General features: G+C 70.3%; 1 protein-coding gene and 1 pseudogene. One reads left to right on the top strand and one right to left on the bottom strand.

Annotation, left to right across the window (positions count from 1 at the left end):
• Positions 1–154 (bottom strand): annotated as a pseudogene (locus tag ABGA94_RS07945) (3-oxoacyl-ACP synthase III); the annotation flags it as partial.
• A 12-nt stretch (positions 155–166) separates the two neighbouring features.
• Between ABGA94_RS07945 and ABGA94_RS07940 the strand changes: the two are divergent.
• Positions 167–269, top strand: a 103-nt coding sequence (locus tag ABGA94_RS07940) for a type II toxin-antitoxin system HicB family antitoxin (RefSeq protein WP_375366954.1), incomplete at its 3' end; no start/stop codon positions are given.

Raw genomic sequence — 269 nt, 5'->3', positions numbered from 1 at the left:
GGCACAGCTGGTTCCACTCGGTGGCCGAGCGGGTCACGCCGCCCTTGTAGCGCGGCGCGTCCGGCACCAGCTCCGCGCGCGCCATCACCATCGCGGCGGCGCCCGACCCGGTGGTCAGCGCGGCCAGCTCGTTGCGGAAGCTCGCAGGACTGACGTAGGAGGTCCCATGCGCTATCCAGTCTTGATTGAGGCCGGCGATGAACGCACCGCGTGGGGGGTCATCGTTCCCGATCTGCCGGGGTGCTTCTCGGCAGCCGACACGCTTGACG

It is taken from the genome of Stenotrophomonas sp. 3diitr2024, assembly GCF_042136455.1.
GTDB lineage: Bacteria > Pseudomonadota > Gammaproteobacteria > Xanthomonadales > Xanthomonadaceae > Stenotrophomonas > Stenotrophomonas sepilia.
Note: the sequence above shows the minus strand (reverse complement) of the source record. Positions and strands in the feature narration are given on the sequence as shown.